Origin of the sequence: Rhodococcus sp. NPDC059179 (genome assembly GCF_042754885.1) — a bacterium.
GTDB lineage: Bacteria > Actinomycetota > Actinomycetes > Mycobacteriales > Mycobacteriaceae > Rhodococcus_G.
Genome location: NZ_JBHZBV010000002.1, coordinates 11955 through 33433 on the forward strand (window position 1 = coordinate 11955; position 21479 = coordinate 33433).

At 69.0% G+C, this 21479-nt stretch carries 23 protein-coding genes, 1 tRNA gene and 1 riboswitch; all 24 genes read left to right on the plus strand.

Going from position 1 to position 21479, the window contains the following annotated elements:
- Positions 1-162 precede the first annotated feature (162 nt).
- The 24 genes from ACFXMV_RS05135 (at position 163) to ACFXMV_RS05250 (ending at position 21467) form a co-directional block, all read left to right on the plus strand.
- Complete coding sequence (locus tag ACFXMV_RS05135) at positions 163-1131, plus strand: ParA family protein (RefSeq protein WP_378499470.1); 969 nt, start codon at positions 163-165, stop codon at positions 1129-1131.
- Positions 1132-1977, plus strand: coding sequence for a segregation and condensation protein A (locus tag ACFXMV_RS05140; RefSeq protein ID WP_378499471.1), 846 nt, complete (start codon positions 1132-1134; stop codon positions 1975-1977).
- Between the two features lie 20 nt (positions 1978-1997).
- On the plus strand, positions 1998-2672 hold the full coding sequence (gene scpB, locus ACFXMV_RS05145; RefSeq protein WP_378503179.1) for an SMC-Scp complex subunit ScpB: 675 nt from the start codon (positions 1998-2000) through the stop codon (positions 2670-2672).
- A gap of 12 nt (positions 2673-2684) precedes the next feature.
- Positions 2685-4004, plus strand: coding sequence for a pseudouridine synthase (locus ACFXMV_RS05150; RefSeq protein WP_378499473.1), 1320 nt, complete (start codon positions 2685-2687; stop codon positions 4002-4004).
- Between the two features lie 26 nt (positions 4005-4030).
- Positions 4031-4693: a (d)CMP kinase gene (gene cmk, locus ACFXMV_RS05155; RefSeq protein WP_378499475.1), complete on the plus strand. Its 663-nt coding sequence runs from the start codon at positions 4031-4033 to the stop codon at positions 4691-4693.
- A complete protein-coding gene (gene der / locus ACFXMV_RS05160) occupies positions 4690-6123 on the plus strand; it encodes a ribosome biogenesis GTPase Der (protein ID WP_378503174.1) in 1434 nt (477 codons plus the stop codon). Before cmk ends, der begins: the two co-directional genes overlap by 4 nt.
- 160 nt (positions 6124-6283) lie before the next feature.
- A tRNA-Pro gene (locus ACFXMV_RS05165) sits at positions 6284-6357 on the plus strand.
- A 248-nt stretch (positions 6358-6605) separates the two neighbouring features.
- Positions 6606-7178, plus strand: a complete 573-nt coding sequence (locus ACFXMV_RS05170; RefSeq protein WP_378501463.1) for a TetR/AcrR family transcriptional regulator — start codon at positions 6606-6608, stop codon at positions 7176-7178.
- Positions 7179-7204: 26 nt separating this feature from the next.
- Positions 7205-8374 (plus strand): SGNH/GDSL hydrolase family protein, encoded by a 1170-nt coding sequence (locus ACFXMV_RS05175; protein ID WP_378501462.1) that lies wholly within the window; start codon positions 7205-7207, stop codon positions 8372-8374.
- A gap of 174 nt (positions 8375-8548) precedes the next feature.
- Positions 8549-9358, plus strand: coding sequence for a bifunctional hydroxymethylpyrimidine kinase/phosphomethylpyrimidine kinase (gene thiD / locus ACFXMV_RS05180; protein WP_378501461.1), 810 nt, complete (start codon positions 8549-8551; stop codon positions 9356-9358).
- A 79-nt stretch (positions 9359-9437) separates the two neighbouring features.
- On the plus strand, positions 9438-10052 hold the full coding sequence (locus ACFXMV_RS05185) for an NUDIX hydrolase (RefSeq protein WP_378501460.1): 615 nt from the start codon (positions 9438-9440) through the stop codon (positions 10050-10052).
- A 68-nt stretch (positions 10053-10120) separates the two neighbouring features.
- Positions 10121-10798, plus strand: coding sequence for an NUDIX hydrolase (locus tag ACFXMV_RS05190; protein WP_378503173.1), 678 nt, complete (start codon positions 10121-10123; stop codon positions 10796-10798).
- Positions 10799-10858: 60 nt separating this feature from the next.
- Positions 10859-11890, plus strand: coding sequence for an SMP-30/gluconolactonase/LRE family protein (locus ACFXMV_RS05195; protein WP_378501645.1), 1032 nt, complete (start codon positions 10859-10861; stop codon positions 11888-11890).
- Positions 11891-11945: 55 nt separating this feature from the next.
- Complete coding sequence (locus tag ACFXMV_RS05200; RefSeq protein WP_378501644.1) at positions 11946-12578, plus strand: CDP-alcohol phosphatidyltransferase family protein; 633 nt, start codon at positions 11946-11948, stop codon at positions 12576-12578.
- A gap of 50 nt (positions 12579-12628) precedes the next feature.
- Positions 12629-13435, plus strand: a complete 807-nt coding sequence (locus ACFXMV_RS05205; RefSeq protein ID WP_378501647.1) for a DUF881 domain-containing protein — start codon at positions 12629-12631, stop codon at positions 13433-13435.
- Positions 13432-13818, plus strand: coding sequence for a small basic family protein (locus ACFXMV_RS05210; protein ID WP_378501643.1), 387 nt, complete (start codon positions 13432-13434; stop codon positions 13816-13818). Before ACFXMV_RS05205 ends, ACFXMV_RS05210 begins: the two co-directional genes overlap by 4 nt.
- 6 nt (positions 13819-13824) lie before the next feature.
- Positions 13825-14574, plus strand: a complete 750-nt coding sequence (locus ACFXMV_RS05215; RefSeq protein WP_378503172.1) for a DUF881 domain-containing protein — start codon at positions 13825-13827, stop codon at positions 14572-14574.
- Positions 14575-14629: 55 nt separating this feature from the next.
- Positions 14630-15034, plus strand: coding sequence for a glycine cleavage system protein GcvH (gene gcvH, locus ACFXMV_RS05220; RefSeq protein ID WP_378503171.1), 405 nt, complete (start codon positions 14630-14632; stop codon positions 15032-15034).
- A 170-nt stretch (positions 15035-15204) separates the two neighbouring features.
- Complete coding sequence (gene garA, locus ACFXMV_RS05225) at positions 15205-15684, plus strand: glycogen accumulation regulator GarA (protein WP_378498557.1); 480 nt, start codon at positions 15205-15207, stop codon at positions 15682-15684.
- On the plus strand, positions 15684-16421 hold the full coding sequence (locus tag ACFXMV_RS05230; protein WP_378498556.1) for a MerR family transcriptional regulator: 738 nt from the start codon (positions 15684-15686) through the stop codon (positions 16419-16421). Before garA ends, ACFXMV_RS05230 begins: the two co-directional genes overlap by 1 nt.
- 144 nt (positions 16422-16565) lie before the next feature.
- Entirely contained in the window at positions 16566-17039 is a 474-nt protein-coding gene (locus ACFXMV_RS05235) for a bifunctional nuclease family protein (RefSeq protein ID WP_378498555.1), read from the plus strand.
- Between the two features lie 215 nt (positions 17040-17254).
- Complete coding sequence (locus ACFXMV_RS05240; protein ID WP_378498554.1) at positions 17255-17854, plus strand: MerR family transcriptional regulator; 600 nt, start codon at positions 17255-17257, stop codon at positions 17852-17854.
- A 103-nt stretch (positions 17855-17957) separates the two neighbouring features.
- Positions 17958-18053: riboswitch (glycine riboswitch) on the plus strand.
- A 181-nt stretch (positions 18054-18234) separates the two neighbouring features.
- On the plus strand, positions 18235-21081 hold the full coding sequence (gcvP, locus tag ACFXMV_RS05245) for an aminomethyl-transferring glycine dehydrogenase (protein ID WP_378498553.1): 2847 nt from the start codon (positions 18235-18237) through the stop codon (positions 21079-21081).
- A gap of 215 nt (positions 21082-21296) precedes the next feature.
- On the plus strand, positions 21297-21467 hold the full coding sequence (locus ACFXMV_RS05250; protein WP_378503170.1) for a hypothetical protein: 171 nt from the start codon (positions 21297-21299) through the stop codon (positions 21465-21467).
- Positions 21468-21479 lie beyond the last annotated feature (12 nt).

Sequence of the window (21479 nt, forward strand, 5' to 3'; positions counted from 1 at the left end):
TCTCGAGAATCGAGATGAGGGCTCGTGACCTGGCGCGCGGCCGTGGTCAGCGCGGTTCTCCGCGGAGCCCATAGTCGCGCCCCGCGTGTCCGTTGACCGGTCGCCCCCCGTCAAGCGGTAGCGTTTGGTGAACAGGGACGACAGACAGGGGAGCAGCAGACCGTGGTGACACCGCAGCCGCCTGCGGCGGAGTCTGAGCGTCAGGGTGCCTTCTTCTACACCCGGAAGCCGGAACCGCCGACCCGTCCACAGACCGACCGCGCCGAAGGTAACGGCGCCGTATCTGCCGAGCCGGCACTCGGCCCGACCGGCCGACCGCTTCGCGAGGTGCCCGAGCCCACAGCGCCTGCCAGTCATGGTCCGGCGCAGATCATCGCGATGTGCAACCAGAAGGGTGGCGTCGGCAAGACGACGTCCACGATCAACCTGGGTGCCGCCCTGGCCGAGTACGGCCGTCGGGTGCTGCTCGTCGACCTCGACCCGCAGGGTGCGCTGTCCGCCGGCCTCGGCGTCGCACACCACGACCTCGAACTGACGGTGCACAACCTGCTGGTCGAGCCGCGGGTGTCGATCGACGACGTGCTGATGCGCACCAGGGTGGAGAACCTCGACCTGCTGCCAAGCAACATCGACCTGTCCGCCGCCGAGATCCAGTTGGTCACCGAGGTGGGCCGCGAGCAGACGCTCGGCCGCGTGTTGTACCCGGTGCTCGACCGCTACGACTACATCCTCATCGACTGCCAGCCCTCGCTCGGGCTGCTCACCGTCAACGCGCTGGCCTGCGCGGAGGGCGTGATCATCCCGATGGAGTGCGAGTACTTCAGCCTCCGCGGGCTCGCGCTGCTCAACGACACCGTGGAGAAGGTGCACGAGCGCCTGAACCCGAAGCTGTCGCTCTCCGGCATCGTGGTGACGATGTTCGACGCGAGGACGCTGCACGGGCGCGAGGTCATGGCCAGGCTGGTCGAGGTGTTCGGCGATCTGGTCTACGACACCGTGGTGAACCGGACCGTCAGGTTCCCCGAGACCAGTGTCGCGGGCGAACCGATCACCACCTGGGCGCCGAAATCAGGTGGCGCGGAGGCGTATCGGGCGCTTGCCCGTGAGGTTATCCACCGGTCCGGACGGTAGATGGACACCGACCAGTCCGAGCGTGTCGTCGAGGTTCCGGTCGAGGAGACCGCGGTCGAGCCCGGTTTCCGGCTGAAGCTGCGCAATTTCGAGGGGCCGTTCGACCTGCTCTTGACGCTGATCAGCCAGCGCAGGCTCGATGTCACCGAGGTGGCGCTGCACCAGGTCACCGACGAGTTCATCGCCTACACCAGGTCGCTCGGCAGCGAGATGAGCCTCGACCAGACCACCGAGTTCCTGGTGGTCGCCGCCACCCTGCTCGACCTCAAGGCGGCTCGGCTGTTGCCCTCAGGCGATGTCGAGGACGCCGAGGATCTGGCCCTGCTCGAGGCGAGGGACCTGCTGTTCGCCCGTCTGCTGCAGTACCGGGCGTACAAGCAGGTCGCGATGCTGTTCGCCGAGCTGGAGTCGGCGGCGCTGCGGCGCTACCCGCGCTCGGTGTCGCTGGAGGACCAGTTCGCGGGGCTGCTGCCCGAGGTCCTGCTCGGCGTCGACCCACAGCGGTTCGCGGAGATCGCGGCCACCGCCTTCGCTCCGAAGCCGGTGCCCACCGTTGGCCTGGACCACCTGCACGCGCCGACGGTCTCCGTGCCCGAGCAGGCGTCGATGGTGCTCGACCTGCTCAAGCAGCGGGGCGAGGGCAGTTGGGCGACGTTCGGCGACCTGATCGCGGGGTGCGACCTCACCGTGCAGATCGTGGCAAGATTTCTGGCATTGCTCGAGCTATACCGCGAACGGGCAGTCGCGTTCGAGCAGCCCGAGCCGCTCGGTGAACTGATGGTCAGCTGGACCGGCGACGTCGACGCGGACGGGCAGACGCTGGTGAGTGCGGAGGATTACGGATGAGCGAGCTCGATCAGGCCCCGATGCTCGAAGACGAGAGCACTCTCGACCCCGACGACCGGCTCTCCGGCGACGAGCTGGAGGCGGCGCTGGAGTCGTTGTTGCTGGTCGTAGACTCGCCCGCGAGCAACGAGGTGCTCGCGTCGGCGGTCGGCGACTCCGCCGATCGGGTCGAGGCGACGCTACGCCGGATGGCGGCCGCCCTGACCGAACGGCGAAGCGGGATCGATCTCAGGTACGCCGGTGATGGGTGGCGGTTCTACACCAGAAACGAGTACGCGCCCTATGTCGAGCGGCTGCTTCTCGACGGTGCTAGGTCGAAGCTCACACGCGCGGCTTTGGAAACCTTGGCCGTTATTGCGTACCGTCAACCTTTGACCCGTGCGCGGGTGAGTGCGGTTCGTGGCGTCAATGTGGACGGCGTCATGCGAACCCTTCTCGCCCGCGGACTGATCTCGGAGGCCGGTGTGGACTCCGAGACCAACGCGACGACGTACTCGACGACGGAGCTTTTCCTCGAGCGGCTCGGACTCGCCTCGCTGGCCGACCTGCCCGCGTTGGCGCCGCTGCTGCCCGACGTCGACGTCATCGACGACATCAGTGACGACATGGAGTCAGACCCTCGGTTCACCAAATTGGGAGCCGGAAGGGCGGGATCCGAACCCGATTTGGATCCCGGCATAGATAGTGAAGAGTGACAGGACACCCAAGTGAAGAATTCCGCTCGCCGTGATGGCACACCGGACCGGGGCAGGAGCAATCCCGCCCACAAGAGCTCGAGCCGCAAGGACTCGCCCCAGAAGGGGTCGGGTTCGAGAGGTTCGGCACCCCGCGATTCCGTCCGTGGTGGCGAATCCCGCGGCTCCTACGATCGCACCGAGCGCGGCGGGGCACAGCGCGGTGGGGCTCCTCGCGGCTCCTACGACCGCACTGAGCGCGGCGCAGCGCCTCGTGGCGGCGAATCCCGTGGGTCTTACGACCGCTCCGAGCGTGGCGCGGCCCCGCGGGGTGACGCCCCTCGCGGCTCGTACGACCGCACTGAGCGTGGCGCGGCCCCTCGTGGCGCGGCACCGCGCGGCGGGGCGCCCCGCGGCGCCCAGGAGCGCACCGAGCGCGGCGGCGCACCGCGCAGCGGCGGCTACCCGCGCGGTGGCGCGGCGCAGCCGCTGTCCAAGCGCGGCAAGCCCAAGGCGGCCAAGCCCCAGCGGGCGCCGTCTGTAGCGCCGATGATCAGCAACGCCAAGCCGGCGCGTCACCAGTACACGGAGGGAGCCGGTCCCGCGAAGCTGCCCGCAGGCGAGGGCATGCGCCTGCAGAAGGTGCTCGCCCAGGCAGGCGTCGCCTCGCGGCGCGCCGCGGAGGAGCTCATCGAGCAGGGGCGCGTCGAGGTCGACGGCCGCATCGTCGTCGAACAGGGGCTGCGGGTCGACCCCGAGAACGCCGTGGTCCGGGTCGACGGCATTCGCGTCGTCGTCAAGAAGGATCTGGTCCACATCGCGCTGAACAAGCCGCGCGGCTGGCAGTCGACCATGTCGGACGACCTGGGCAGGCCCTGCATCGGCGACATCGTCTCCGAACGGGTGTCCGCAGGCCAGCGGCTCTTCCACGTCGGGCGTCTCGACGCCGACACCGAGGGCCTGATCCTGCTGACCAACGACGGCGACCTCGCGCACCGGCTGATGCACCCGTCCTTCGAGGTGCCCAAGACCTACCTCGCGACGGTGTCCGGTGTGGTCGACCGCAACCTCGGCAAGACGCTCAAGGCGGGAGTCGAGCTCGAGGACGGTCCGGCCAAGGTCGACTCGTACGCGCTGCTCGACGTCAATCAGGGCAAGTCCCTGGTGAAGATCGTGCTGCACGAGGGCCGCAAGCACATCGTGCGTCGGCTGCTCGAGGCGGTCGGCCATCCGGTGGTCCGGCTGGTGCGTACCGACATCGGACCGGTCGCGCTCGGCGACGGACGGCCGGGCACCCTGCGGGTCATCGGACCCGGCGAGGTCGGCGCGCTGTACAAGGCGGTCGGACTGTGAGCGAGGCCGGCCGCCTGGTGGTGGCCATGGACGGGCCGTCAGGCACCGGAAAATCCACGGTGTCCAGGCGGCTCGCGACCGGGCTCGCCGCCCAGTACCTCGATACCGGCGCCATGTACCGGATCGCGACCCTGCACGTGCTGCGGTCCGGCGTCGACCCGAGTGACCCGGCGGCGGTCGCCGCGGCGACGAAGGCTCTCGAACTGACCATCGGCACCGATCCGGCGTCGGACCGGGTGCTGCTCGCGGGTGAGGACGTCACCGACGAGATTCGCGGCGGCGCGGTCACCCAGGCCGTTTCCGCGGTCTCGGCGGTGCCCGAGGTGCGGACGATCCTCGTCGACAAGCAGCGTGAGTTCATCGCCGGTACGGAGCGAATCGTGGTCGAGGGCCGCGACATCGGCACCGTGGTGATGCCCGACGCGGACGTGAAGGTGTACCTGACCGCCTCCGCGGAGGCCAGGGCCCAGCGCCGGAACGCGCAGAACGTCGCCGAGGGTCGGGGCGACGATTACAAGGCGGTGCTGGCCGACGTCGAGCGCCGCGACCACCTGGACTCCACCCGCGCGGTGTCGCCGCTGCGGCCCGCCGAGGACTCGGTGATCGTGGACACCAGCGAACTCGGAATCGATGACGTGATCGGCAGGTTGCTGCTGGTGGTACGTGACAGAACTGGAGCAGTGCAGTGACCGACAGCTTTGACATCGGCGGCCCGATCGCCGGCGACGGCACCTGGAACGAGGAATCCGACTGGGAACTGGTCGACTTCGAGGAGGGTGAGGAGGGTGAGGACCACGTCGCCGTCCCGACCCTCGCGATCGTCGGACGCCCGAACGTCGGCAAGTCGACGCTCGTGAACCGCATCATCGGCCGCCGCGAGGCCGTCGTGGAGGACATCCCCGGGGTCACCCGGGACCGCGTCTCCTACGAGGCGAACTGGGCCGGACGCCGATTCATGGTGCAGGACACCGGCGGCTGGGAGCCCGACGCCAAGGGCCTGCAGCAGTCCGTGGCTCGTCAGGCCGAACAGGCGATGCAGACCGCCGACGCGATCGTGCTCGTGGTGGACGCGGTCGTCGGCGCCACCGCGACCGACGAGGCCGTCGCGAAGGTGCTGCGGCGCTCGAAGACCCCGGTCCTGTTGGTGGCCAACAAGGTCGACGACGAGCGGGTCGAATCCGAGGTGGCGGCGTTGTGGTCGCTCGGCCTCGGCCAGCCCTACTCGGTCAGCTCCATCCACGGCCGCGGCACCGGCGACCTGCTCGACGAGATCCTCGAAGTGTTGCCGGAGACGCCTCGGGAGGGCACCGGCGGCCAGGGTCCGCGCCGCGTGTCGCTGGTGGGCAAGCCGAATGTCGGCAAGTCCAGCCTGATCAACAAGCTCTCCGGCGCCGAGCGGTCCGTCGTGCACGACGTCGCGGGCACCACCGTCGACCCGGTTGACTCGCTGGTCGAGCTCGGCGGCAAGGTGTGGCGTTTCGTGGACACCGCGGGCCTGCGCAAGAAGGTCAGCCACGCGAGCGGCCACGAGTTCTACGCGTCGCTGCGCACCAAGGGCGCGATCGAGGCGTCGGAGGTGTCGATCCTGCTGATCGACGCGTCGCAGCCGATCACCGAGCAGGACCTGCGGGTGCTGAGCATGGTGGCCGACGCAGGCCGCGCGCTGGTGCTGGCGTTCAACAAGTGGGACCTCGTCGACGAGGACCGCAGGCTGATGCTGGAGCGCGAGATCGACCGGGACCTGGTCCGGGTGCCGTGGGCGCAGCGGGTGAACATTTCCGCGCACACCGGCCGGGCCGTGCAGAAGCTGGTTCCTGCGCTGGAGACGGCGCTGGAGTCCTGGGACAAGCGGGTTCCGACGGGCCGGTTGAACACCTGGCTCAAGGAGGTCGTGGCCGCGACGCCGCCGCCGATGCGCGGTGGTCGCCTGCCCCGGATCATGTTCGCCACTCAGGCGGGTACTCGTCCGCCGACGTTCGTCCTGTTCACCACGGGCTTCCTCGAGGCAGGCTACCGCCGGTTCCTCGAGCGCCGGTTGCGTGAGGAGTTCAACTTCGATGGCAGTCCGGTGCGCATCTCGGTGCGCGTGCGTGAGAAGCGGGATCGTGGCAAGCGCTGACGCCTGTCAAGGCTGACCCGACGATGGCAAGTCCCCGAAACCGGGGGCTTGCCATCGTCGTTCGCGGGACGGGCATCACGGAGAAACCGGCCGCGAGCAGCCGATTCGCTCTGTCGACTGTCACTGATGTAATCTCATCGAGCGCCCGCAAGGGAGTGGACGGGCTGTGGCGCAGCTTGGTAGCGCACTTGACTGGGGGTCAAGTGGTCGCAGGTTCAAATCCTGTCAGCCCGACAACACGAAGGCCGTTCCGGAGAAATCCGGGACGGCCTTCGTCGTGTCTGGGTTCGAGCTGCCTGCCGTTCGCGGCCGTCGCGGTCGACGATGAGAGCCAGCTGCCCACGATTGCCGTGCTCGCCTGGGCCGGCACGAAGGTTCCGGATGTCACCGTTGGAGCGCGAGGCGATCCATACGAGCGTAACGAGCGCCGAATCTGTAGGCTATTGCCTACATCATGTAGGAAGCGGAAGAAGGTGCTTAGGATGATGGCGCGAGCGGGTCTCTCGGAGGAACGACTCGTCCGTGCGGGGGCCGACCTTGCCGACGAGATCGGCTTCGACCAGGTCACGGTGTCCGCGCTGGCGCGCCGATTCGACGTGAAGTCCGCCAGCCTGTACTCGCACCTGAACGGCTCGGACGATCTGCGCACGAAGATCGCGCTGCTGGCGTTGACGGAACTCGCCGACCGGGCAGCCGACGCGCTGGCCGGCAGGTCCGGCAGGGACGCACTGCTCGCGTTCGCGAACGCGTACCGCGACTACGCCCGCGAGCATCCCGGCCGCTTTGCCGCGGCGCAGCTCCGCTTGGATCCGGAGGCCGCCGCGTCGAGCGACGGGCGACGTCACTCGGAGATGATGCGGGCGATCCTGCGGGGTTATCGCCTGGACGGTGCCGAGCAGACGCATGCGGTCCGGCTGATCGGAAGCGTGCTGGGCGGCTTCGTGCGGCTCGAGGCGGCTGGCGGGTTCGACCACAGTGCGCCCGAAAGCCAGGACAGCTGGGTATGGACCCTCGACGCCCTCGACACCCTCCTCCAGTCCCGCTCCGACCACTGACCCGAACACGACGAAAGCGGCATCTCATGTACGACACCCTGATCACGACACCTCTCACGACCGATGTCGTGCACGGCGCGCTCGACCTCGAGTCCACCGTGCGGGGTATCCGGCCGCACCGGCTGCCGGCGTGGGCCCGCGCCCAGTCCGGGGATCCGCAACTGGTAGCGGCGCAGGCGCAGCCCTCGGGCGTCCGGGTGGCGTTCCGCACGCGGGCCACGGTCGTCGAACTCGAGGTCCTGCCGACGAAGGTGACCTATCCGGGTGCGCCGCCGCGGCCGGACGGTGTCTATGACCTGCTCGTGGACGGGGTTCGCGTGCGGCAGGCCGTCGCCGCCGGGGGAGACATCGTGACGATCGACCTCGCGACCGGGAGCTCGTCGATCGAGCCGGGATCACCGACGACCATGCGCTTTGCGGACCTACCTGCCGCGGAGAAGGGTGTCGAAATCTGGTTGCCGCACAACGAAACCGCCGAACTCGTCGCCCTGCGTACCAATGCGCCGGTCGAACCGCACCTGCGGGGCGGCCGGAAGGTGTGGTTGCACCACGGCAGCTCGATCAGTCAGGGCTCCAATGCGCTCAGCCCGACGGGGATCTGGCCGTCGATCGGGGCAGCGATCGGTGGTGTCGATCTGGTCAACCTCGGGTTCAGTGGCAGCATGCTGCTCGATCCGTTCGCGGCGCGGGTAATGCGCGACGCCGAGGCGGACGTGATCAGCGTCAAGATCGGGATCAATCTGGTCAACATGGACGTCATGCGGCTGCGAGCCTTGGGTCCCGCCGTCCACGGTTTTCTGGACACGATCCGGGACGGGCATCCGGATACGCCGCTGGTTGTGATCTCGCCGCTGTACTGCCCCATCCACGAAACGACGCCCGGGCCCGGTGCTTTCGACGTCGACGCGCTGGCCGAGGGGGTGCTGCGGTTCCGGGCGACCGGTGACCCTGCCGAACGGGCGGCAGGCAAGCTCACGCTCGAGGTCATCCGGGAGGAACTCGGCCGCATCGTGCAGGACCGAGCCGGTGATGATCCGAGCCTGCATCTGCTGGACGGGCGTGATCTCTACGGAGAGGCCGATTTTGCCGACCATCCGCTGCCGGACCGACTGCACCCCGATGCGGCCGCGCACCAGCTCATCGGAGAGCGGTTCGGGCAGTACGCCTTTCGTGAGGGTGGTCCGTTCGGCGGGTAACCGACGTCAGCTCATCGGAGCGTGATCGGCGTATACAAACCTCAGGACGTCGGCGGGGAAGGTGATTTCACCCGTGGACCACCCACCCGGGGCGAAGGGCGCGCGACTATCCTCGGATGCTGCGATGTCCCGCTAGCCGGTGCCGCAGCCGTACTTGTTCTCGAAGGAGCTCTCGTGGTCGATCTCGCCTATGTCATCGCCGGTTCGGAAGCGACGGGCGGCGCCGGACTCCAGGTGGATCTGAAGACGTTCCAGGAACTCGGCGTGTACGGGGTCGGTACCACCACCTGCATCGTGTCGTTCGACCCGAACGCGGGTTGGGCTCACCGCTTCGTCCCGATCGCGCCGGCGGTCATCGCCGACCAGATCGAGGCGGCCACCGCCGCGCACGACCTCGACACCGTCAAGATCGGTATGCTCGGCACCCCCGCGACCATCGAGGTCGTCGCCGCCGGCCTGCGCCGCCAGTCGTGGCGGCACGTGGTCCTCGACCCGGTGCTGATCTGCAAGGGACAGGAACCCGGTGCCGCTCTCGACACCGACACCGCCCTGCGTGAGCAGATCCTGCCGCTGGCGACCGTGGTGACCCCGAACCTGTTCGAGGCCCGGACGCTGGCTGGGATGGATGCCATCGGCTCGGTCGACGAACTGGTCGAGGCGGCCCGCCGCATCCACGACCTCGGTCCGAAGTACGTCCTGGCCAAGGGCGGCGTCGAACTGCCCGGTGACGACGCGGTGGACGTGCTCTTCGACGGCGAGGACGTCACGATCCTCACCGCACCGAAGATTGGCCGCGAACGGGTGTCGGGGGCGGGTTGCACGCTCGCCGCCGCCGTCACGGCGGAACTGGCGAAGGGCGTCGAGGTGCACGACGCGGTCGACTTCGCGAAGGAGTTCGTCACGGCAGGCATCGAGGGCCGCGTCGCCGCGCACACCCCGTTCGACACGGTCTGGCAGGGTGCGTTCGTCGACGCCATGGCCTGAGCCTGCAACGAACCTGAGCTGCAACGAATTCGGCAGCCGTGCCCGTCGGCTGTACCGGGTGCGGCGCTAGGGTCGGCTGATGGACGACGCCCCGACCCTCACTCGCGCGGCCTGCGCGGCCGCGCTCGCGGACTTCCGGCCGCTCACCGTGGACCGAAACGGGCATCGCACCGCGGCCGTTGCCCTCGTGGTCGTCGAGCGCGGTGACGGTCCGGTGCTGCTGCTGACGCTGCGGCCCAGCAGAATGCGCGCCCACCCCGGTCAGTTCGCCTTGCCCGGTGGCGGCATCGACCCAGGCGAGTCTCCCGTGCAGGCTGCGCTCCGTGAACTGGAGGAGGAGCTGGGCGTTCGGGCAGGGGCGTCGGACGTGCTCGGCACGCTCGACGACTTCGTCACCCGGTCCGGGTACGTGATGACGCCCATCGTGGTGTGGGCGGGAGTGCTGGACGGGCCGATCACCCCGAACCCGGACGAGGTGGCGCTCGTGTTCGAGGTGACTATGGCCGAACTCGACGCCGAGCCCGTGGTCCGGTCACTGCCCGGTGGGACCGAACCGCTACTGCGATGGCCGTTCCGGGGCGAGCAGTTGTTCGCGCCGACCGCGGCGATCATCCACCAGTTCCGGGAGGTGGTGCTGCACGGCAGGCACACCCGGGTCGCCGACGTCGCGCAGCCGGACTTCGCTTCCCGCTGATCGGGGGCCCAACCGCACCCGACGCTGCGCTGCGGAACCCGCCCCGAGCAAAGGGTTACGGTCGGGTGATGGACCTGAGCACACCGAAGCCGAGTGACGAGGACCCACGTACGCCCGCGCCGCCGGAACGCGGACCCGCGCTGACCCGGGACCAGTGCGCGTCGAGGCTCGGCTCGTTCGAGCGCACGGCCGTCCCGCCGAATGGCGCCCGTCGGGCAGCGGTGGCACTGGCACTGATCGCCGACGGATCCGGGACGCGGCTGCTCCTCACCCGGCGGCCGCCGAAGATGCGCGCCCACGCCGGGCAGTTCGCGCTGCCCGGCGGTAGCGTCGACCCCGGCGAGTCGCCCGAGCAGTCGGCCGTCCGCGAGCTCGCCGAGGAATTGGGGGTGCGGGCACAGGCAGACGCTGTCGTCGGCGCGCTCGACGACTACGTCACCCGGTCCGGCTTCGTGATCACCCCGGTCGTGGTGTGGGTGGGGGAGTTGTCCGAACCGATCGCACCGAACCCCGACGAGGTCGCCCTTGTGTTCGAGGTGACGATGGCCGAGATCGACGTCGACGCGGTGTTCGAGCCCGTGGCAGGCGCCCCGGCGGACACGCCGCCGATGCTGCGCTGGCCGTTCCGCGGTGGCGCCATGCACGCGCCGACCGGCGCGATCATCCACCAGTTCCGCGAGGTCGTCCTCCGCGGCCGGGCCACCCGGGTGGCCGAGTTCTCACAACCGGACTTCGCCTCGCGCTGACGTGCCCTGGCCCGGCGCATTCGCCGGTGCAGGCGGCATGAGCGCTCTACCGTGGCCGACATGGGAATCGTCTATGCGGCGCTGCAGCGTCTCGACCGGACCGGAATCGAGCCCGTGGCGTGGCACCCACCGACCCCGCCGTCGCTTTCGGGGCCGCTGGCCCCCAGCGCCGAACTCAACGGCGCGGAGCGCTGGGCGATGCCGGGAAGCAAGGGGCCCGAGGACGTCGCCGTCGACCACCAGGGCCGGCTGATCACCGGCACGGACGACGGCAAGGTGTGGCGTTTCGACGGACCCGGGCGCGCGACCCAGATCGCAGACACGGGCGGCAGACCCCTCGGTATCGAGATCCTCGACGACGGCCGGTACCTGATCTGTGACTGCGAGCGTGGGGTGCTGCGCGTCGACGAGACCGGACGGGTCGAGACCCTCACCGACAGCGCGCTCGGGCGACCGCTGGTGGCGTGCAACAACTCTGCGATCGCCCGGGACGGCACGATCTACTTCACCGACTCCTCGGCGAAGTACTCCGTAGCCGAGCATCGCACGGACCTGCTCGAGCACGGCGGCACCGGCCGGCTGATCCGGCTCGACCCGGCGACCGGGGAGACGGACCTGCTGGCGGACGGGCTGCAGTTCGCCAACGGGGTCGGACTGTCCGCGGACGAGTCCTTCGTGGTGGTCGCCGAGACCGGGGCCTATCAGATCCGCCGGGTGGAGCTCACGGGCCCCGACGCGGGGCGGGGGTCGATCTGGGCCGCCAACCTGCCCGGGATCCCCGACAACGTGACCTCCCAGACGCCCGACGGGATCTTCTGGGTGGCGTTGTACAGCCTCCGGATGCGCCTGCTTGACCTGTTGGCCCCGCATCCGGCGCTCCGGATCGTCGCCGCGAATCTGCCGCACTGGGCGCAGCCCGAACCGGACCAGCGCGGCTGGGTGCTCGGGCTCGACGCCTCCGGCGCCATCGTGCACAGCCTGCGGGGCGGCGCGGGCAGCTACGCCCCGATCACCGGCGTCCGCGAGGCCGACGGCTGGCTCTACCTCGGCAGCCTGACCGCGGACGCGGTCGCCAGGGTCCCGGCACCCTAGTCCGCCATGTGAAAAGCTGTCCGAGGCAGCACCGGGCGACGAACACGGGGGATCAATGGGCAGCGGAGACCGGCCACACGAGGTGGCGGACGTCCCGACCGCGCCGATCGTGTCCGACCGGATCGTCACCGTTCCCAATCTGCTCAGCGTGGTCCGGCTCGTCGGCGTCCCGCTGTTCCTGTACCTGCTGCTCGGCCCGCACGCCGACGGGTGGGCGCTCGCGATCCTGATGCTCAGCGGATTCACCGACTGGGCCGACGGCAAGCTCGCGCGCCTGTTGAACCAGAGTTCGCGGCTCGGCGCGCTGCTGGACCCGCTGGTGGACCGGTTGTACGTGGTCTCCACCCTCGTCGGGTTCGCGATCCGCGGGATCATCCCGTGGTGGGTGGCCGCGGTCCTGATCGGCCGGGACGCGATCCTGGCGCTGACCCTGCCGATCTACCGACGCCGGGATCTGCCGCCGCCCGCGGTGCTCTACCTCGGCAAGGCCGCGACCTTCGCGCTCATGTTCGCGCTGCCGCTGGTGCTCGCCGCGCAGATGGACTGGTCGTTCGCGCCCATCGCCCGGGCCTGGGGCTATGCGCTGCTGGTGTGGGGGACCGGGCTCTACGTGTGGACCGCGATCCTCTACCTGCTCGCCGCGCGGAACATCGCGCGCGAGGTCCCGCGAACGGACCGCGCGCGGTGACCGACGGCGAGGTCCGCCGCAATCCGGTGCCCTCGCTGCTCCGGTCGCTGATGACCGACCATCTGGACCCCGGCTACGCGGCGGCGGCGGAGGACCGGGCGAGGGGTCATTCGCTGCACAAGCCTCTGCATACCGGGAGCTGGTGCGTGGCCGGTGGCATCGTGCTCGGCCTGATCTTCGGTATCGCCTACGCGCAGGCAGGCGACCGGGCCCCCGGCAGCGATCAGGTGCGCAGCGAGATGCTCGGCAAGGTGCACGCCGCGCAGGAACGCGGCAGCGGCCTGGCCGGAACAAGGGACGAGCTGGCGGCGCAGACCGAAGCACTGCGCTCCAGGGCGCTCGCCGGCGACACCCAGGGCGCCGACGTGCTGGCCCGGCTCGGTGCGATGGAACAGGCCGCGGGACTGGACGCGGTGCACGGCGCGGGCCTGACCGTCACGCTGAGCGATCCGGCGACCCGTCCGGACCTGTCCGACCGCGGTAGGCCGGGCGCGGGTACCGCCAAGGCTGTCGTCCTCGACCGGGACATCCAGTCCGTGGTGAACGCGCTGTGGTCGAGCGGCGCCGAGGCCGTTGCGGTCGGCGGCGTCCGCGTCGGTCCCTCGGCCACCATCCGCCAGGCGGGCGGCGCCATGCTCGTCGACAATCAGCCGGTGTTCTCCCCGTACGCGATCTCCGCGATCGGGCCGGTGGACCGGCTGCAGACCGGCTTCGTGGTGAGCGACGCGTACCTGCGGATGTCGGGCATCGCACAGCTGTACGGCGTGGGATTCACGGTCGCCGAAGAAGAAGACGTCAGCCTCCCGGCCGCGAACGCCAGGGAGATCAGATCCGCACACGAGGTGGGTGGCCAGTGAAGCCGGTCAGTGCAGTCAAGAGCGTCAGGGCAGTCAAGAACGGATACGCCGTGTATGGGGTGCTCGCGCTGGTCGCGGGCATCGTCGCGGGCGTGGTGCTGCGTCCCCAGGTGCCGGACGCGATTCAGCCATATCTGCCGATTGCCGTGGTCGCGGCGCTGGACGCCGTGTTCGGCGGGCTACGCGCCTATCTGGACGAGATCTTCGACGCCAAGGTCTTCGTCGTGTCCTTCGTGTTCAACGTGCTCGTCGCCGCGCTGATCGTGTGGCTCGGTGACCAGTTGGGGGTGGGGACCCAGCTCTCCACGGCGATCGTGGTGGTGCTGGGAATTCGGATCTTCGGCAACGCCGCGGCGTTGCGGCGCAGGCTGTTCGGGGCGTGATCACCGGTGAACGGGCATGAGGGCAAGCATGAATGGCACACCGAGCTGTCCGCGTCGGCGCGACGGTCCAGGTTCGTCTTCGGGGTGCTGGCGGTGTTGCTCCTGGCCGCGCTCGGGATCGCCATCGCCACCCAGGTGAGGACCACCGGTTCCGGTGACACCCTCGATTCGGCGCGTCCAGCGGATCTGCTGGTGCTGCTCGACAATCTGGGTCAGCGAGAGGCCTCGCTGCGGCAGGAGATCGCCGGTCTCGAGGAGACCCTCGCCACCCTGCAACGCAGCGGCGGCGGGTCCCAGGCCGCGTTGGACGAGGCAAGGGCCCGACTGACCGCGCTGTCGATCCAGGTGGGCGCCGTCCCCGCCGCCGGGCCCGGTGTCGTGTTGACCGTGGCGGACCCGAGCAAGGGCGTCGGCTCCGAGGTGATCTTGGACCTCATCCAGGAGTTGCGGGCGGCAGGCGCCGAAGCGATCTCGATCCGCGGTGACGGGGGAGACCCGGTTCGGATCGGGGTCGATTCCTGGGTCACCGGGACCGCCGGTCAGGTCAGGGTGGACGGCACCGAGCTGAGGGCACCGTACGAGGTGCTCGCGATCGGCGACCCGCCGACTCTGGCGGCGGCACTGAACATTCCCGGCGGCGTGATCGACACTGTCGCGCGCAGCGGTGGCCGACTGGCCGTCGAGCAATCTCAGCAGGTCACGATCACCGCCTTGCGGGAGACGAAGCCACGTCAATACGCTCAGCCAGGAAACTGAATCCGGCGCGCGCGGCATTCGCGCGTGCCGGACGAGATCGAAAGGACTTCTCACCTTGAGTGAAACCAACATCCCGGCCGAATTGCACTACACGGCCGAGCACGAATGGGTGCAGCGGACCGGGCCGGCGACCGTGCGCATCGGGATCACCGACTTCGCGCAGTCGCAGCTCGGTGATGTCGTCTTCGTGCAGCTTCCCGCGGCCGGTGAGGCTGTGGTCTCCGGCGAGTCGCTCGGTGAGGTCGAGTCGACGAAGAGCGTGTCCGACATCTACGCTCCGTTGAGCGCGAAAGTCATTGTGGCCAACGCGGATTTGGAGACCAGCCCCGAACTGGTGAACTCCGAGCCGTACGGAAACGGTTGGCTGGTGGATCTCGAGGTGGCTGACGAGGCGACTCTCGATGCCGCGCTGGCCGAGATGCTGGACGCGCAGGGTTACGAGGCCATCGCAGGCGGCTAGGACACGCGTTGATCGACCTGCGAGTGCCCACGTGAGTGGCATTCGCAGGGTACGGTCAATAGGGAGCGCATCCGTCCTTGTCGGGGCGTAGGTCCGTATCGGAATGTGATTGTGTCGAGAAGATTTGTCCGGGGGATTCCCGGGCCGATCGGACTTCAGGAGGAGAAACGGTGAGCGAGAACGACAGCGACGCGGTTTTTGGAGAGTCGCCGGCCGAGACAACGTCGGTCTTCCGGGCGGATTTCCTCAACGAGTTGGACAGCACGACCGCTGCTCCGCAGTCCGCTGAGCAGGTCTCCGGAGTGGAGGGCCTGCCCGCTGGTTCGGCGCTCCTCGTCGTCAAGCGCGGCCCCAACGCGGGCTCCCGGTTCCTGCTCGACCAGCCCACCACCTCGGCCGGCCGCCACCCGGACAGCGACATCTTCCTCGACGACGTCACGGTCAGTCGCAGGCATGCCGAGTTCCGGCAGGACCAGAACGAGTTCCAGGTGGTCGACGTCGGCAGCCTCAACGGCACCTATGTCAACCGCGAGCCGGTGGACTCGGCCACCCTCGTCAACGGTGACGAGGTCCAGATCGGAAAGTTCCGACTCGTGTACCTCACCGGCCCCCGCGGCGCCGGCAACTCGGCTGCGGGTACGGGTAGCTGATGACCGCGGTCGGGCAGCGGACCGAGGGCGGGATGTCGATCGGCTCCGTCCTGGATCGGCTACGTCCCGATTTTCCCGACATCACCATCTCGAAGATTCGTTTCCTCGAGGCGGAGGGGCTGATCAGTCCCGAGCGGACGCCGTCGGGCTACCGCCGCTTCTCGCTGACCGACTGCGAACGGCTGCGTTTCGTGCTCACCGCGCAGCGCGATCAGTACCTGCCACTGAAGGTGATCAAGGAACAGCTCGAGGCGATCGACAGCGGCGTCGCGGTGGTCGGGTCGACGGAGTCCGCCCCGCGGCGGCCCCGGGCGCTGGCCATCGCGCCCGGCGAGGTCTCGCCGGAGGAGTTCCGGGCCAACCGTGAGATCCGGATCAGTCGGACCGACCTGATCGCACGATCGGGTGCGGACGAGGCGTTCCTGTCGGAACTGCTGCGCAGTGGGTTGATCGTGCCGGGCGTCGCCGGCTTCTTCGACGAGGACGCGGTCACCCTCGCCCGGGCGGCAAAGGCGATGTCCGAGTTCGGACTCGAGGTGCGGCACCTGCGTGCGTTCAAGCTCGCGGCCGACCGGGAGGCCGGTTTGGTCGCCCAGATCGCGGGTCCCGTGGCGAAGGGTAGAGACGCGGGAGCGCGCGATCGGGCCGAGGAGATGGTGCGTGAGCTCGCCGCGCTGTCGCTCACCCTGCACACCTGTCTGGTGAAGGCAGCTGTCCGCGGCGCGCTCGACCGCTGACAAATCCCTGCACGGAACACGCGACGACCGGCACCTACTCGGCGAGAGTCGAATGGGTGGCCGGGTTCGCTTAGAATTTGGGTACGGCTTCATGCGACTGGTGCGGTCGATGCCGTGAGGCCGAGCAGACGGGAGGCAGACGCGATGAGCGAGATGCGTGTGATCGGGATTCGTGTTGAGCAGCCACAGAATCAGCCCGTCCTGCTGCTGCGGGAGACCGACGGCGACCGGTACCTGCCGATCTGGATCGGTCAGACGGAGGCCACCGCGATCGCCCTCGAGCAGCAGGGCGTTGAGCCGGCGCGGCCGCTCACCCATGACCTGATCACCACGCTCATCACGGCGCTCGGCAACACCCTGCGCGAGGTTCGGATCGTCGACCTGCAGGAGGGCACCTTCTACGCCGACCTGGTTTTCGACAACGACCTGAGGGTCTCTGCCCGGCCGTCCGATTCGGTGGCAATCGCCCTGCGGGCTGGTGTTCCGATCTACGCGGAGGAAGTGGTGCTGGCGGAGGCCGGGTTGGTGATGCCCGACGAGCGCGAGGACGAGGTGGAGAAGTTCAAAGAATTCCTCGAATCCGTGTCGCCGGACGATTTCAAGGCAACCGACGGTTAGTGTGATCCCGCTGTCGTGAGACGGCGTCGAGATACTGCCCTGGGCAACAGTTCGGTCTCACCCTCAAGTTGAGGTTTAGGCTTCGGCGTGTTGCGTTGACCCAGGTCAATCGTCGCAATAGCTTTGATCCATCGAACGCACACCATGTGATTCGCCCCGAGGCGTAGTCTGAGTCGAATCCACGGTATGGAATTCCATGCGAGAGGGAGCAGTCAGTGGGAGATCATCCGCAAGAGCCTCAGCGCGGCCTCGCCCCGTCCGTGGGTGTCGAGGATGTTCAGCCGGGCCTCTTTCCCGATGACTCGGTGCCGGACGACCTGGTGGGATACCGGGTGCCGAGCGCGTGTCAGATCGCGGGCATCACCTACCGGCAACTGGACTACTGGGCGCGCACTTCGCTGGTCGTCCCGTCGATCCGCGGAGCCGCGGGATCCGGGAGTCAGCGCCTGTACTCGTTCAAGGACATCCTGGTTCTCAAGATCGTGAAGCGATTGCTGGACACCGGAATCTCGCTGCAGAACATCCGGGTCGCCGTCGACCACCTGCGTCAGCGTGGGGTGGGCGATCTGGCCAAGATCACGCTGTTCTCCGACGGCACCACCGTCTACGAGTGCACCTCCGCCGAGGAGGTCGTCGACCTGCTGCAGGGCGGACAGGGCGTATTCGGGATCGCGGTCAGCGGCGCGATGCGCGAGCTCACCGGCACGATCGCGGATTTCCCGGCGGAGCGTGCCGACGGTGGCGAGAGCGAATTGAGCCCGGAGGACGAGCTCGCGTCGCGGCGCAAGAACCGGGCAGGCCGCAAGACCGGATAGGCCGTCCCGGCGTCGCACCCGCTCGACGTGGCGCGCGGCACACCTGTCCAACGGGTCCGTGGGAGCAAAAGGGGCCAAACGTAGCCTAGAATTCGGGGTACGTCGCCGCCGCATGGGAGAGTTCCGGAGCACAATCCGGACGCCGAAGGAGCAATACCTCCCCGTCAATCTCTCAGGCACCGAGGACCGTGCGGGCTACGACGTCTCTGGAAAGCGGTGGGAGCACCCACCCGCCCACGGGGAAAGGGGCCGAACTCAGCGGCCCTCAATCTCTCAGGCGCTCGCGGCGACGAGCAGGCGACAGAGGGGGAGGAACGTTCCGCCGGCCCGGCACGGGTCGAGTCGGACGCGCCTACGATCCTTCAGCCGCGGGAGTTGCCTTGTCAGACGCCAGAACTCGTTCATTTGTCGACCGCCACATCGGCCCCGATTCCGCCGAGCTCGAGCGGATCCTGGGAGTGATCGGTGTCGGCAACCTGGACGAGATGGCCGGAAAGGCCGTCCCCGCGAGCATCCTCGACACCGTCACCGACGGGATCAGCGACGGCCTGAGCGCACTGCCCGTCGCGCTGTCCGAGCACGAGGCGCTCGCCGAGCTGTCCGAGCTGGCCGCCGGGAACACCGTCGCGACCTCAATGATCGGTCTCGGCTACTACGACACCCTGACCCCGCCGGTGCTGGTGCGAAACCTGCTCGAGAATCCCGCCTGGTACACGGCGTACACGCCGTACCAGCCGGAGATCAGCCAGGGCCGGCTCGAGGCGCTGCTCAACTTCCAGACCATGGTCTCCGACCTCACCGGCATGGAGGTCGCGAATTCGTCGATGCTCGACGAGGGCACCGCTGCCGCCGAGGCGATGACCCTGCTGCGTCGGGCCAACAAGAGCAAGTCCCCTCGTTTCGTCATCGACGCCGACCTGTTCCCGCAGACCAGGGCCGTGATCGAGACCCGCGCCACCCCGCTCGGCATCGAGCTGGTGGAGGCCGACCTCAGCCAGGGCCTGCCCGAGGGCGAGTTCTTCGGCGTGCTCGCCCAGCTCCCCGGTTCCTCCGGGCGCGTCGTCGACTACACCGACCTGATCGCTGCCGCACACGAACGCGGCGGCCTGGTCGCGGTCGGCGCCGACCTGCTGGCCCTGACGCTGCTCACGCCCCCCGGCGAGCTCGGCGCGGACGCCTGCTTCGGCACCACGCAGCGATTCGGCGTCCCGATGGGCTTCGGCGGACCGCACGCCGGGTACCTGGCGGTACACACCAAGCACGCCCGTCAGCTGCCCGGCCGCCTCGTCGGTGTGTCCGTCGACGCCGACGGCGATCCCGCGTACCGGCTGGCGCTGCAGACCCGCGAGCAGCACATCCGCCGGGAGAAGGCCACCTCGAACATCTGCACCGCCCAGGTGCTGCTGGCCATCGTGGCGGCCATGTACGCCAGCTACCACGGCGCCGACGGGCTCAAGGCGATCGCCGAGCGCGTGAACGGGCGTGCGGTCGCCCTCGCGACCGGGCTGCGCTCGAAGGGCGTCGAGATCGTGCACGGGTCGTTCTTCGACACCGTGCTGGCCCGGGTGCCGGGCCGGGCGGCGGCGATCGTCGAGAACGCAAAGGGATGGAACGTCAACCTCCGTCTGGTGGACGCCGACCACGTCGGCATCTCGTGCGACGAGGCCACCACCGACGCGCACCTGGAGTCCGTGTTCGCGGCCTTCGGGGTCCGGCCGGACGCCGAGGAAGCGGCCCCGTCGCTGCCCGCCGCGATGGCGCGCACCTCGGACTACCTGACCCATCCCGCCTTCACCAAGCACCGCACCGAGACCGCGATGCTGCGCTACCTGCGGATGCTCTCGGACAAGGACATCGCCTTGGACCGGAGCATGATCCCGCTCGGCTCGTGCACGATGAAGCTCAACGCGACCGCGGAGATGGAGCCCATCACCTGGCCGCAGTTCGCGGGACTGCACCCGTTCGCGCCGACCACGGACGCGCCCGGCATGCTGCGGATCATCAACGATCTCGAGGGCTGGCTGGCGGCGATCACCGGTTACGACGCCGTGAGCCTGCAGCCGAACGCGGGCAGCCAGGGTGAGTACGCGGGCCTGCTGGCCATCCGGAACTACCACCTCAGCCGCGGCGACGACCATCGCGACACGTGCCTGATCCCGTCCAGCGCGCACGGCACCAACGCGGCCTCCGCCGTGATGGTCGGCATGCGGGTGGAGGTGGTCGCCTGCCGCCCCAACGGCGACGTCGACCTGGCGGACCTGAAGGCGAAGATCGCCGACCACGCCGAGCGGCTCGCGGCCATCATGATCACCTACCCCTCCACGCACGGCGTGTACGAGCACGAGGTCGCCGACATCTGCGCGGCCGTGCACGACGCCGGCGGACAGGTGTACGTCGACGGGGCGAACCTCAATGCGCTCGTCGGTCTGGCCCGGCCCGGACGCTTCGGCGGCGACGTCAGCCACCTGAACCTGCACAAGACCTTCTGCATCCCGCACGGTGGCGGCGGACCGGGTGTCGGCCCGATCGGCGTCCGCTCACACCTGACCCCGTTCCTGCCCGGACACCCGATGGCGCCGGAGCTCGGCGGCTGCGGCCCGGTCTCGGCGGCACCCTACGGAAGCGCGTCGATCCTGCCGATCACCTGGGCGTACATCCGGATGATGGGGGCGACCGGGCTGCGGCGGGCGTCGCTGACCGCGATCGCGTCGGCGAACTACATCGCGCGTCGGCTGGACGAGTATTTTCCGGTGCTCTACACCGGCGAGAACGGGATGGTCGCGCACGAGTGCATCCTCGACCTGCGCCAGCTCACCAAGGACACCGGCGTCACCGTCGATGACGTGGCAAAGCGCCTGGCGGACTACGGCTTCCATGCCCCGACGATGAGCTTCCCGGTGGCGGGCACCCTGATGGTCGAGCCAACCGAGAGCGAGAACCTCGACGAGATCGACCAGTTCTGCGAGGCGATGATCGCCATCCGCGGCGAGATCGACCGGGTCGGCGCGGGCGAGTGGCCGGTGGACGACAACCCGCTGCGCGGTGCGCCGCACACCGCGGGCTGCCTGGCCGCCGACTGGGACCACCCCTACTCGCGTGAGCTCGCGGTGTTCCCACTGGGCAAGGCCAGGGCCAAGGTGTGGCCGTCGGTGCGCCGGATCGACGGGGCGCAGGGCGACCGGAACCTGGTGTGCTCGTGCCCGCCGATCGAGGCCTTCAGCAGCTGACAGCACCCCCGCCCGTACCTCCCCGCCCGTACCTCCCCGCCCGTACCTCCCCAATGTCACACCGGTTCGCCCGGGCTGAATCAATGTGACATTGGGGAGGTCGGGGGCGGCGCTCGTGAGGAAACCGAACGGTCATTGTGTACGGCGTCACACCCAGAGGACGATTGTGGATGGTGGCTGTCGAGCCGCCGTCGTCCAGCCCAAAGGTGCACGCCATGTCTTCCACATTCGCAAGAGCCGTCGCCGCCACCGCAGTCGTCGTCGCGATCGGTGCGGTCACCGCTCCGATCGCCTCCGCAGAGAACCGTCCACTCGGGAACGGGTCTTTGAACATCTGCTTCGACGTCCCGCTGCCGGGCTCCGCAGATCTGGTCTGGTGCCTCTGACCCCAGTGCGGG